Consider the following 13,938-nt stretch of genomic DNA (forward strand, 5'->3'; position numbering starts at 1 on the left):
TATTATTAAACAAAAATAGTCAAAAATAAAATGAATACACTTTATTTGTAGATGAATCGCTTAATGTAAGTGTTAGATAGAATGTAACTAATAAGCCTAAAAAATAATATGAAAGGTATTGTTTATTATTGATTTAACTGTAGATTTAGATAATTACTAACATATAAAATATTTAACATTAGATGAAACAAATTTTGATCGTATTGTTGTTGGTTTCCAGTTTTGCCGTTTCGGCACAGCATAAAGATTTAAACAAACTCTTTTCTAAAGGAAAATTTGAAAAAGTGATTGAACAAGCTGTTGTAAGACTTGAAAAATCGCCTGACGATGCGATCTTAAATATGATAATCGGCCGAGCGCACGCATCTATGAATCGGTATCAAACAGCAATTCCATTTCTTCAAAAGGGTGTCGAGGCAGAAGAACAAGATTCAGCGGTTAAGGCATGGTGTTTGGCTGAAATGGGTAATGCTTATTACTATACGGGACAGAGGGAAAAAGGATTGGCATATTTGAAAAAGGCCATTGAGATGCAGGCAACCAGGAGTTGTTCACGTTTTGCTCAAAATTGTTTGAAGCGCTTTCAAGAGAACAAATATTTTCAAAAATGGAAAGTTCGAGAAACAGAACACCTTCGTTTTCATTTTCAAGATGAATCTGTAGTTGATAATGTTGAAAAATATATCGCTCAGCACGAAAAAGCTTATCAAGTAATTAATCAATTTTTTAAGGCTGAACTAGGTAAGAAGATTGACTTTTTTGTATGGAAGGATAGGGAAGAGGCTTATGATGTGTTGGGACGCCCTTTAGGTTTTGCAAACTCGGAAAGAAAAATAATAAATGTCTGGTATAAGCAAACTAGGGGATATGAAATTTGCCATATTATTTGTGATGTGGCCATTCAGCCAAAAAAGAAGAGTCTACTGATAAACGAAGGTGTTTGTGTCTATTTAGATCAGACGATTCACAATAAGATGGATGCAGCCAGACAAGTTCTACCCAAGGGAGAATTTCATTTGCTTGAGCTTTGGGAATCACCAACACATTATGAGAGAGATTTATCTTATCCAATGGGTGGTGCTTTTATCGATTTCTTAATCAATAAGGCAGGCCGGGGAAAAATTATTTTGCTGTTGAAGGACCAGACAATAGAGAATGCCGAAAAAATTTACCCTGATTTTAAGAATCTTGTCAAAGTATTTGAAGCTATGTTGGAGGGCTAAGTGTACTTAACCCAGGAAAGCATTCTTAATTTAAGGATGCTTTTTTATTCAAGACGTTATTGCTCAAATGGCTTTGTTTCGGGAAACTCATAATGAAATTGGAGCCTTTATTTAGCTCACTTTCGACCCATATTTTCCCCTGGTGTTTATCAACAAACTCTTTGCAGATGAGTAGGCCTAGGCCCGTGCCTTTTTCATCCATAGTACCTGTTGTCTGTATTTTAGTATCAATTCGGAAGAGTTTAACTACATTTTCAGGGCTCATTCCTATTCCATTGTCTTTTATTGAGATTTTTATCTGTTGATTATTTTCTTCAGTCTTTATTGTTATTTCACCATGTTCAGGAGTGAATTTGATAGCGTTCGAAATCAAATTGCGAAGTAAACTGGTTAGCATGTTATCGTCCGCATAAATCTGCAGACCTGATTCGTTTGAACTTTGGATTTTAATTTTTTTCTGATTGGCCTGATACGAAGCAAACGAAATAGAATCTTCAATAATCGGTTGGAGATTTAAAAGCTCAGGATTAAATGGGATTTGATCAGACTGACTCATGGCCCACTCGAGTAGTTTCTCAAGAAGTTTGTAATTAAGCTTAGCTGAGTGCTGAATATCCTTAATCAAATCAAGCTTGGTTTCATCATCCAGGTCTTCATAACTCATGCTTAAAAGATCGGAAAAACCAATAATAGCATTAAATGGATTTTTAAGATCATGAGCTATAATGGATAAGAATTTATCTTTAGTCAAATTGGCTTCTTGTAATTTCTCAGCCGTTGTGTTAAGTTCCGTTAGGGTTTTGGTTAGTTTGGTTGTGTCGTATCCCACGCCAATGATTAGATCTGAAGAACTGGTAAAGGCAGCCCAGAATTGATTCCTGGGTTCTTTTTCTTTATTAATCACGGTATATTCATGGAATTTCCCATTTGATTTTGAAAGGTGAGTCTTAAAATCGTTAAAGTCAGTCTGGTGCTTTAAGAGGATTTTAAAAGGATTGTCCATGGCTTGAACTTCGGTCAAGGTATAGCCTGTCACTTTTTCACATTCTTTATTCCATAGGCAAATTCTTTTGTTTGCATCAACACCAAGAATCATAATGGGGGCGATCTCGAATAAGGATTTGAATTGCATTTCACTTTTCCTTAATTCTTCATCAGCCTTTTGTTTGTCTTCGATAATGCGATTTGTGGCATCAGAAATCGTGTGGAATTCCGAATAGGTTAGTTTCCTTTTATCGATATTGGTATTGGAATAAATGGCTTTCTTTAATTGTCGAATAAAGGTTGTGGTATTTTTCTTGGTTTTGTTGGTTAGGTATCTAAATATCAACAGGATAATTAAATGGTTTAGTATGATGAGAATTAGGATTGTGCTTGCTTTTCTGATTTGAGTCTTTTGCATTTTCTTGATGCTACCATTAATTTCTGCTTCAATCAGACTGAGGTCAAACCACGCACCAATCACCCAGTCCCATTCGGGGTAGGCTTTTACAAAGGATCTGTTTTTGTCTATTTGCCCATTAGCTTCATTTGGCCAATCAAAATTTGTGAAGCCACCATTAGGTCTTTTCGATGCTTCAATTTCAGCCCGAATTAGAGCAAATCCCTTGGCATCTTTAAAATCGATAATATTATCGCCGTTTTTGTATAGTGTTGTATTTGATACAATGACATTACCCTTTGTATCGTTGATGAAAATTTGCTGATTAACACCATATTTGATGTTTTTGATATATTCTATGGCTTCTTTCTTTATGTCTTCTTCAATATCAGGTATGTATTCACCCGTCCCCAGTACAATGTCCAGTGGTTTGAAATATCGCAGATATATAACCGATGGAGAGCTAAAGGATTGGTTTGCGGTAAAAGAAGTAGATTCCCCCCTAATAAAACCTTTCCCTTGTTCTAGAGCGATTCGGATTTCTTCCTGTACGACGGCTTTTTCAGGGGAGTCGGGGAGTTGTAAAAAGTTTGTTCCTTCAATTTCGGGATGAGCTGGGTAGAGAATCTCTTCTCCATTTGTTTTGATCATAAAATAATCACCTCGAATTTCTTTCGACCTAAGAGGACGTAGCGCTTCTCTAGCCATTTGAAGAATGGCTTCTTTGCTATATCTGTTTTTATTGGTTCGATATAAATTTTCAACCAATAAGTAGGCCTGATCAACTCGGTGAATTAAGATGTCATTAACCTGATTAATTCGAATATCTCGACTAATGGCAATATGCTCAATCACCTGATCGACCTCGTTTTGAATTAATTTTTCTTGTGTTTGGATATGGTTTTCTTTACTTAGCTTACTTTGTTTTTCGAACGATTTGTATTCGAAATAAAGAAACAGACCACTTGTTAGGATTGCTGAGAGTGCAAAAAATATAACAACGTATAGAAGAAAGGTTTGGGGTATGGATAGGGTTTTGTTTTTTGGCATAGTATGTCGAGGGTCTACTGAAAAATCAGGCTCTAATCTACAAAAAAAATATATGAATTTTTGTCTTTATTATTGAAAATATATGTTTTGATTGGGAATAGGGTATTCTTATTAGTCTTGCTTGTGTTTCGAGTGGTTTTATTTTGAGAAAAGCAGGTTGTTATGTTTATTAATGGCTTGTTTTTTTATAAATTTGAAAACCTTATATGGTTAAGGAAACTGAAAATATTTTTTTTTGTTAGTCATATCAGATTTTGACTGTTTGTCTTGCTATTATGGCTAGTGAGATTATTGAGAGAAAATTTAGAACGATTTTGATAAATGAAAACGCTTACCGATTTACCCAATATTGGAAAGACTCTTGCAGATAAACTCAATAGGATTGGGATAAAAAATGAGCAAGATTTAAAGCAAGTTGGCAGTGAGAATGCTATAATTAAAATCGCTGCAGTTGAGAAAAGTGGCGTTTGTATCAACATGCTTTATGCTCTTGAGGGTGCTATACAGGGAATTCGATGGCATGGGCTTGATCATGAAAAAAAGGATGAATTGAAAGCGTTTTACAGAATGTTTGAGTTGAGTGAAAAGCTGTCGCAAAGCGAATAATTTAAAAATATGAATAGTATGTCGACAAAAGAAAAGGGTATGGATTTAATTGTTATTTATAGAGGAAACCCAGTTGATTCCGAAATTATAAAGGATGTTTTGAATGATCAGGGAATTGTTGCCAGTTTAAAAAATCAACTGATGAGCAGTATTGCACCTTGGTATGTTTCTGCAGGAGGATTTAATCCTGTAGAAGTTGAGATTTTTGCCAGAGATAAGGAAAAAGCACTTGCCTTGATTGAAGAGTTTAATAAAAATAACCCGGCTGATTAGTCTTTAATCGGTTCGTAATATAAATTAGTGTGAAGCTGTGGTCGCGAGGCCATGGCTTTTTTTGTATGCGATTAAGAAAAGTGAAGTTGGAATTGTGGTTTTACTTGTCCTTTCTAAACGCGTAAAAAATACGCATGTTTACATGATGTTTAGTTGTTGTATTTATTGTTAGTATTTGATTATCTTTTTATTAGTTTATTGTTTTGCATTATTTTTTTTGTTTTGCTTTATATTGTTTTTTATATTTAGTAGTGTTTTGGGGTTAAATCCCGATCTGTCACTTTACAATTAGATAAAGTTTATTTAGTCATGTTTTTGAAGTTGTTTGTGGAAGTTTAAGGTTTGTGTTGTTGAATGGATGTTGGTTGATTAATTAGGTTCTGTTAAGTGTTGATTTGATTTTTTTATTAGCAATTTTTATTAATAACTAACATTCTAAATTATGGACGCATTTTTAGCATTTATTGGATTGTGGCCTGTTAGTTGGGCACCAAAGTATTGGTCTTTTTGTTGGGGACAATTTATTCCCGTAAGTCAAAACCCTTCTCTTTATTCATTAATTGGGGCAAATTATGGTGGTGATGGAAGAAATGATTTTGGCTTGCCTGATTTCAGGGGTAGAGTTCCTGTTGGTGCAGGAGTAGGACCAGGTCTTGCATCGTATCAACTTGGTATGAAGTACGGTTTTGAAAGAATAGTTTTAAATGAAGCACAGATGCCAAGTCATAATCATGAGGCTACTATTAGTGGTTTAGAGATCGGATTTATGGCTAGTGCTTTAGGTGGAACAGAAAGTACTCCTGGTGCAAATAATGCAACAACTTTAGCTGCAACAAAAAAGTCAATGGGAGCAGGGGATTTTCTTTATAATACAGAAAGTCCGACTGTAGAACTTAACGGTGTTTATTCTACAGGTGGAGATGTGTTAGTTTCTGATACAGGTGGTGATCAGTATGTTGAGAATCGTCAACCTTTTACTACTGTTAATTATATTATTTGTATGGATGGTGTTTATCCTCAACGTCCTTAGTTAATTACAGAGAGTGTCTTCTGAGTTGTATTTCTGTATAAGAATTCTCAAGATTAGCTTAATTGACACTCTCTTTTTACCATATGTCTATGAATCAAAATATTAAGATTGGATTTCTTGCACCATACTCTTCAATTTATCCCGACATGGTACCTAGTTTAGTTAGTGGATTTTATTCTGCTATTCCCGAGAAGTACCATCAACTTTTTCAAATATTTCCGGAATATGTTGGTCAGGGTGGAGATAAAGCTACAACAGAAGCCGTAAATAAATTGTTAAATTTCAATAGGGTCGATATTGTTTCTGGCTTTGTGAGTTATAAAGTTTTACCATCTGTAATACCGAGTATTGAAAACAGGCAAAAACTTGGACTTTTTTTTGATGTAGGAGAGTACATCCCTTACACGCATCATATATCCGATAGTGTTTTTAATAATAGTTTCCAGATGTGGCAATCGCAGTTTTCATTAGGTTATTGGGCTCATCAAAAATATGGAGAAAAAGGAGCTGTTATTATGCCAATTTACGATGGAGGATACCATTTGCAGTCTGCCTTTAGACAAGGAGCGATTATGGCTGGAGCTTCAAACATGGATATGTATATACTGAAATATCAGCCTGGAGCTTCTCAGTTGAAAGGTCAGATAGAAGGTTTGTTCGATGAAATAAAAAAAACGCAACCAACATATATTCATTCTCTATTTTGCGGTAGCGAAGCATTAGAATTTTACTATGAATATTGTAAATCAGGATTAAATAATAAAATTCCACTTGTAGTAAGTGCACACATGTCGTCAGATGATATTTTAAATCAAGTAAGTAATCTTGATCTAAATTTATACTCTGCTTCTATGTGGAATTATCATTCAAAAGATAAAGCAAATATCGAATTCAAACATAAAGTTAACCAGTTTGCTGGTCAAAAGCCCGATTTATACACGCTTTTAGGTTATGAAACGGGGTTGGTTTTCGAACGATTAATTCCTGAGTTTCAAAAAAAGGATTGGTCAGAAATTAAAAAACGACTTAAAACAGAAATTATTGATGGACCAAGAGGTAAACGCTCTTTTTTCCTGAATTCAGAATATGCCACTCCATTAATCGATATTGAAAAAATTGGATTTGCAAATAATCAAGTAACGAAAATTGTTATTGATCAGGGTAGAGCTTTGGAATACAATAGTCTAGCTTACGAAAAAATTCATAAGGAAAATGTAAGTGGATGGCAAAATCCATATTTATGCGTTTAATCAAATTAGAATTGCTGTAACTTAAAAAATAGCATTATGAAAAAGGTTTACATTTTTACTTTCCATAAGCAATTAAGAAATTTTTCAGAGTTTACAAAAGGTCTAAGCAAGTTGATTATGATGTCTTTTTTGCTTGCCAGTATGTTGTTTGTTTCAGGTAATGATGCTTCTGCTCAATGTACAGAATCATTCGTATCTAGTAATGATAGTGCTAATAGTATTGAAACTAATGTCGGTCAGAGTTTTACAGCTTGCCAGGATGGTGTTCTTACAAAAGTGCGCGTATTAAGTACAGCTGCATACAGTAATAAGACGCTTACTATTTATGAAGGGGCTGGTTTAATTTCGCCTCTAGGTTCAGTATCAGGTGTAAGTCTCATTATTGCCCCAGATGGTGATTTTACGAGTTTTTCGGAAATAGATGTTTCCTCATTAAATATTTCAGTTACTAATGGAAGTCAATATACCTTTTATTTTGGTTCATCTACTGTTTCTCTCAAGTATGCAAATAGTGATTTTTATGCTGGAGGAACTGCTTATTATGAGGGGAGTGTAATTGGTGTAGCGGACTTCCTTTTTGAGGTGGATATTGCAGCAGGGTCTTCCAACGCCGCTCCCACAGCCACTGCTCCAAGTGCTCCAATTGTAAGCGAAGATGACACAAATGTTGCTTTGGCTGATGATATTCAAGTAGCAGATACCGATGGAGATGACCAGACGGTTACATTTACAATTACAGGTGGTACACTTACTACAGGAACTACAGGCATTATATTTGGTGGCAGTGGAAATGGATCAGCTAGTTTTACAGCAGCCGGTACACTGGCTGCAATAAATACCGCCCTGGATGCTGCAACTTTTACTCCTACACCTAACCTAAACGGGACAAATGCTGGTGTAATTTCGTTTTATGCAAATGATGGTACAGAAAACTCAAATACTGCATCAGTTACTTTTAATATTACAGCTGTTAACGATGATCCAACTATTTCAGGTTTGCCAACAGATATAACAGTTTCGGAGGATATTGCAAGTAATGTCGATCTTTCGGCTGCCACTTTAAGCGATGTTGATGCAGGATTAAACAGTATTGTATTAACTATTTCTGCATCAGCAGGAACTCTTACTGCTGGTTCAGGAGGTTCAGTCACCATTGGCGGTTCAGGTACAGGAACACTTAGTTTAACAGGTTCTGTAGCTAATATTGATACTTATCTAAATACGTCATCGAATATAAAATATACAAGTGCTTCGAATGTAAATGGTAACGATGCTGCTACATTAACTCTAACAGCTAATGACGGAGGTTATACCGGAACAGGTGGAGGAACAGATGTTTCTTTAGGAACAGTTAATGTTGATATAACAGCTGTTAACGATGCTCCAATTATTTCAATTGAGGGATCTGTTTTATCTTATACCGAAAATAATACAGCTATTCAAATTGATGCATCGGCAACTGTAAGTGATCCTGACGGTGATGCCGAATGGAACGGTGGACAACTGGCTATAGAAATAGATTTATATAATGAGGCAGCAGATGAAATTAGCATTAGTGATACCGATGAAGATGGAATAGCAATTACCATTAGCGGAGCCAATATATTTGCTAATGGCACTGACGTAGGAGATTTAGTTCCCAGTGGAGGAGTAGCAACAGGGGGCACGCAACTCGCTATCGGATTTGATTCTGATGCTACAAATGCCATTGTGCAGGAAGTGTTTCAATCTATACGATACAGGAATACTTCTGATAATCCTGGAACTTCAAATCGGGTAATAACCATTGCTGCTTTGGATGCAGTTCTTGCCAGTAAAACTGTTCAACGTACAATTGGTGTTACGGCTGTTAACGATGATCCAACCATTTCAGGTTTGCCAACAGATATAACTGTTTCGGAGGATATTGCAAGCAATGTTGATCTTTCAGCTGCCACTTTTAATGATGTTGATGCAGGAGCAAACAGTATTGTATTAACTATTTATGCATCAGCAGGGACTCTCACTGCCAGTTCAGGAGGTTCAGTCACCATTGGAGGTTCAGGTACAGGAACACTAAGTTTAACAGGTTCTGTAGCTAATATTGATACTTATCTAAATACGTCATCGAATATAAAATATACAAGTGCTTCGAATGTAAATGGTAACAATGCTGCTACTTTAACACTGACTGCTAATGATGGAGGATATACCGGATCGGGAGGAGGAACCGATGTTTCTTTAGGAACAGTGAATATCGATATTACTGCTGTTAATGATACTCCCACTGCTTCCAGTTTCACAGCCTCTTTAATTTATCAGAATACCGCTTATGAATTTTCAACAGCCAATTTTAGTTACTCTGATATTGACAGCGATCCCATTGATCATTTAAGGATAACAGCAGTTCCTAGTAATGGAACATTATGGATTGATTCAGATGCTAGTGAAACAGTTAACGGAGCAGAAATTGCTTTATCAAATAATAGCACTGTTTCAAAAGCAGATTTAGACGCAGGTTATTTAAAATACTTGAATACAACTGGAACATCATCTAGTTTTACATTCGATGTGAACGATGGAACCGACTTCAGTGCTTCTACCTATACTGCTACATTGTCGGTTATACCAGAGCCAACTGTTACACTTAGCTTGGAACCATTATCTACTATGGTCGAAGATGGAGGAACTACGAATGTTAAGGCAACATTATCGCATAGCTTTAATAAAAATGTAACAGTGAATCTTTTTGTTTCAGGAGTAGCAACAGGTTCAGGCACTGATTATACTTTAGCTGCATCATCAATAGTAATATCAGCTGGGAATACCTATAACTCCGTACAACTTACTTCTGTTAGTGATGTTTTAGATGAAGATGATGAAACTGTAATAATTGATATATCAACAGTTATAAATGGTGTCGAATTGGGGACACAACAAGTTACAGCAACAATACTTGATGATGACGCAAAGCCTGCTATTACATTTACTTATGAAGAACAGAATAGTATTGGTGAGTCAGGAATTGTAAATATGACTATTCAAGTATTTCCTGCAAGTGGAAGAGATATATCAATACCATTTTCTGTTAATGGTTCTAGCACAGCTACAATTGGTGCAGATTATTCTATAACAGCAAGTCCTGTAGTTATTCCGGCTGGAGATGATGAAATTAATATTGTTGTTACTATCAATTCAGATGCTATAGATGAAAATAATGAGACTGTTATAGTTGATATTGGTTTAGTTGCTAATGCAATACCTCAGATGTATACTTCACAAACTATAAATATTATTGATGACGATGCTTTACCGACCATTGCATTTAACTCAACTGGTTCAAATGGATTGGAATCAATTAGTAGTGCTAATCTTCAAGTAGATCTTTCATCTGTAAGTGGTAGAGATGTTTTTGTAGATTATGTGGTGACAGGAACGGCTACAGGCGCTGATTATACACTTGCAAATGGAACTTTAACCATAAGTGCAGGGGCAGCATCAGATAATATAACAATATCAAGTATTGTTGATGATTTATTAGACGAAGATAACGAAACAGTAATTGTTACATTATCGAATCCTGTAAATTCAACATTAGGAACAAATACTGTTCATACCTATACTATCAACGATAATGATGCTTTACCGACCATTGCATTTAACTCAACTGGTTCAAATGGATTGGAATCAATTAGTAGTGCTAATCTTCAAGTAGATCTTTCATGTATAAGTGGTAGAGATGTTCTTGTAGATTATGCTGTAACTGGAACAGCAACTGGCGGTGGGACTGATTATACACTTGCAAATGGAACTTTAACCATAAGTGCAGGGGCAGCATCAGATAATATCACAATAGCAAGTATTATAAACGATCTTTTGGATGAGAATAACGAAACAGTTATTGTTACATTGTCGAATCCTGTAAATGCAACTTTAGGAACAAACACTGTTCATACTTATACAATACTTAATGATGATGTCGCTCCGACTATTGAATTTATTGCAACAAGTTCTAGTGGAGCAGAATCAGTAAGTAGTAAAGATTTACAAGTCGATTTATCAGCAGCAAGTGGATTGAATGTTTCAGTTGACTACGCAGTAACAGGAACAGCAACTGGTGATGGGACTGATTATACTCTTGCAAACGGAATATTAACAATAAGTGCAGGGTCAGCATCAGATAATATCACAATAGCAAGTATTATAAACGACCTTTTAGATGAGAATAACGAAACAGTTATTGTTACATTGTCGAATCCTGTAAATGCAACTTTAGCAACAAATAATGTTCATACTTATACAATTAATGATGACGATGCTGCGCCAACAATTGAGTTTAGTTCGACATCTTCAAATGGACTAGAATCGGTAAGTAGTGCCAATTTACAAATTGATTTATCAGCGGCAAGTGGTTTGACTGTGACGGTTGATTATGCGGTAACCGGAACAGCAACTGGAGCTGACTATACTTTGGCAGATGGTACCTTAACGATTGCAGCTGGTGACGCCAGTGATAATATTACCATTGGAAGTATTGTTGATGATCTCTTGGATGAAAATAACGAGACGGTGATTGTGACCCTTTCGAATCCAACGAATGCAACTTTGGGAAGTAACACGGTTCATACTTATACGATTACGGATAATGATGCGACGCCAACAATTGAGTTTAGTTCGATTTCTTCTAATGGCTTGGAATCGGTAAGCAGTGCTAATTTACAAGTAGGTTTATCAGCTGCAAGTAGTTTTGATGTTACAGTTGATTATACAGTAACAGGAACTGCAACGAGTGCTGATTATACTTTAGCTGATGGAATGTTGACTTTTGCAGCGGGCGATCTTAATAAGAATATCACCATTGCCAGTATTGTTGATGACCTGTTGGATGAAAATAATGAGACGGTCATTGTAACTCTTTCAAATCAGACGAATGCCATATTGGGTAGCAACACGGTTCATACCTATACGATTACGGATAATGATGCGACGCCAACAATTGAGTTTAGTTCGATTTCTTCTAATGGATTGGAATCGGTAAGTAGTGCCAATTTGCAAGTGGATATTTCTACGGCAAGTGGTTTAGTAGTTACAGTTGATTATACGGTAACGGGAACTGCAACGAGTGCCGACTATACTTTAGCTGATGGGACTTTGACTTTTGCAGCGGGTGATCTTAATAAGAACATCACAATTGCCAGTATTGTCGATGATCTGTTGGATGAGAATAATGAGATGGTTATTTTGACCCTTTCAAATCCGACGAATGCAACCTTGGGAAGTAACACGGTTCATACCTATATGATTACGGATAATGATGCGACGCCAACAATTGAGTTTAGTTCGACATCTTCGAATGGCTTGGAATCGGTAAGTAGTGCCAATTTGCAAGTGGATATTTCTACGGTAAGTGGTTTAGTAGTTACAGTTGATTATACGGTAACGGGAACTGCAACGAGTGCCGACTATACTTTAGCTGATGGGACTTTGACTTTTGCAGCGGGTGATCTTAATAAGAACATTACCATTGCCAGTATTGTCGATGATCTGTTGGATGAGAATAATGAGACGGTTATTGTGACCCTTTCAAATCCGACGAATGCGACCTTAGGCAGTAATACGGTTCATACTTACACGATAAATGATAATGATGGTATCCGAGTAGTGGATTTTAATTCGACATCTTCAAATGGATTAGAGTCGGTGAGCAGTGCTGATCTGCAAGTGGATCTTTCGGCAGCAAGTGGTTTAACTGTTACAGTTGATTATACGGTCACGGGAACTGCAACGAGTGCCGACTATACTTTAGCTGATGGGACATTGACTTTAGCAGCGGGTGATCTTAATAAGAACATTACCATTGCCAGTATTGTCGATGATCTGTTGGATGAGAATAATGAGACGGTTATTGTGACCCTTTCAAATCCGACGAATGCGACCTTAGGCAGTAATACGGTTCATACCTATACGATTACGGATAATGATTCGAGACCAGTTATTACATCAAGTCAGAGCTTTGCAATAGATGAGGATATTTCTAATGATGAAAGTGTTGGAATTATCTTGGCAACTGATGCTGATACAGGGACCATTTTAAGTAGTTGGTCAATTGTTGATGGAAATGTTGAGGCCATATTTGCAATCAGTTCTACTACAGGTGAATTACGTGTTGTTGATAATACAAAAATTGATTTTGAAAAGGTTGAATCTTATACATTGGGTATTATGGTTAGTGATGGTATAAATACCTCCACTGTAGAAAATGTGAATGTTAATGTCGTTGATGTTAATGATAATAAGCCTTTAGTAATAGAAAATCAAAGTTTCTCAGTTAATGAGATGGAGGCCAATAATACGAGTTTAGGAATGGTTTTAGCATCCGATAATGATTCAGGAACAGCCCTTAGTAAATGGAAAATAATGTCGGGAAATTCCGTCGGTATTTTTGGAATCAATTCTTCAACAGGAGAACTCCGTATTTTTGATAATACAAATTTGGATTTTGAAAGAACGAATCATTATACTTTGGGTATTTGCGTGAGTGATGGCAAGAATATCTCGGCGATAGAGGACGTTTTTGTGACGATTATTGATGTGAATGAAAGACCGATTGCTAATGCTGGAGAAAATCAATTTGTGCCCAATAATTCGAGGGTGGAACTTAATGCGTGGCATTCCTATGATCCGGATGGAGATTATTTAGACTTTGTTTGGTCTGCACCTGAAGGGATCGAGTTATCAGATGTTCATGATCCTAAACCGACCTTTATGTCTCCGAATGTGCTTGTTTTGACTGATTTTGTTTTTAAGCTTATTGTCAATGATGGCGAATTAGATTCAGAAGAAAGTTCAGTGGTTGTAACTGTTGATAATGTGACCGGAATTGAAGAGATCGATAGTGATCCCGTGAATGTCTCTTTGTATCCGAATCCTTCAAAAGGCGCTTTTTATATTGAATTAAATAAGCGTCCTACTGATGGTGCTGCCCTTGAATTGATTAATCTGAGTGGTAAGCTTATTTATAGTCAGAAACTTTATGAGAAGAAAACGTACCTAAATTTATCACTCAAATCAGGAATGTATTTCTTAAAAGTTGAGCTGGATAATAGAACTGTCATGAAGAAGATTATTATCGAATAAGAGTCTGTT

The 13,938-nt window shown here is 36.1% G+C and carries 7 protein-coding genes; 6 read left to right on the plus strand and 1 reads right to left on the minus strand.

The annotated features are described in order from the left end of the window. Positions 1–182 precede the first annotated feature (182 nt). The gene (locus tag EV201_RS12370; protein WP_130307958.1) at positions 183–1,223 is read left to right on the plus strand and encodes a tetratricopeptide repeat protein; all 1,041 of its coding nucleotides are present in this window, start codon (positions 183–185) and stop codon (positions 1,221–1,223) included. Positions 1,224–1,248: 25 nt separating this feature from the next. Here EV201_RS12370 and EV201_RS12375 read toward each other — a convergent pair whose 3' ends face one another. Continuing rightward, positions 1,249–3,654, minus strand: coding sequence for a cache domain-containing protein (locus EV201_RS12375; RefSeq protein ID WP_130307959.1), 2,406 nt, complete (start codon positions 3,652–3,654; stop codon positions 1,249–1,251). Between the two features lie 321 nt (positions 3,655–3,975). Between EV201_RS12375 and EV201_RS12380 the strand changes: the two genes are divergently transcribed. From EV201_RS12380 to EV201_RS12400, 5 genes are all read left to right on the plus strand, one after another. Beyond that, the gene (locus EV201_RS12380) at positions 3,976–4,260 is read left to right on the plus strand and encodes a TfoX/Sxy family protein (protein WP_130307960.1); all 285 of its coding nucleotides are present in this window, start codon (positions 3,976–3,978) and stop codon (positions 4,258–4,260) included. Between the two features lie 18 nt (positions 4,261–4,278). Further along, a complete protein-coding gene (locus tag EV201_RS12385; RefSeq protein ID WP_165389649.1) occupies positions 4,279–4,533 on the plus strand; it encodes a putative signal transducing protein in 255 nt (84 codons plus the stop codon). A 442-nt stretch (positions 4,534–4,975) separates the two neighbouring features. Continuing rightward, positions 4,976–5,563, plus strand: coding sequence for a phage tail protein (locus tag EV201_RS12390; RefSeq protein WP_130307962.1), 588 nt, complete (start codon positions 4,976–4,978; stop codon positions 5,561–5,563). Positions 5,564–5,652: 89 nt separating this feature from the next. Further along, entirely contained in the window at positions 5,653–6,813 is a 1,161-nt protein-coding gene (locus EV201_RS12395) for an ABC transporter substrate-binding protein (protein ID WP_165389650.1), read from the plus strand. A gap of 36 nt (positions 6,814–6,849) precedes the next feature. Continuing rightward, positions 6,850–13,929 (plus strand): Calx-beta domain-containing protein, encoded by a 7,080-nt coding sequence (locus EV201_RS12400; protein WP_130307964.1) that lies wholly within the window; start codon positions 6,850–6,852, stop codon positions 13,927–13,929. The last annotated feature ends 9 nt before the right edge of the window (positions 13,930–13,938 follow it).

The sequence above is a fragment of the Ancylomarina subtilis genome, assembly GCF_004217115.1.
Classification (GTDB): Bacteria; Bacteroidota; Bacteroidia; order Bacteroidales; family Marinifilaceae; genus Ancylomarina; species Ancylomarina subtilis.

Bases quoted from the DNA above. Each gene is read 5' to 3' on its own strand.
- EV201_RS12370 (WP_130307958.1), top strand. From the start codon at position 183: ATGAAACAAATTTTGATCGTATTGTTGTTGGTTTCCAGTTTTGCCGTT.
- EV201_RS12375 (WP_130307959.1), bottom strand. From the start codon at position 3,654: ATGCCAAAAAACAAAACCCTATCCATACCCCAAACCTTTCTTCTATAC.
- EV201_RS12380 (WP_130307960.1), top strand. From the start codon at position 3,976: ATGAAAACGCTTACCGATTTACCCAATATTGGAAAGACTCTTGCAGAT.
- EV201_RS12385 (WP_165389649.1), top strand. From the start codon at position 4,279: ATGTCGACAAAAGAAAAGGGTATGGATTTAATTGTTATTTATAGAGGA.
- EV201_RS12390 (WP_130307962.1), top strand. From the start codon at position 4,976: ATGGACGCATTTTTAGCATTTATTGGATTGTGGCCTGTTAGTTGGGCA.
- EV201_RS12395 (WP_165389650.1), top strand. From the start codon at position 5,653: ATGAATCAAAATATTAAGATTGGATTTCTTGCACCATACTCTTCAATT.
- EV201_RS12400 (WP_130307964.1), top strand. From the start codon at position 6,850: ATGAAAAAGGTTTACATTTTTACTTTCCATAAGCAATTAAGAAATTTT.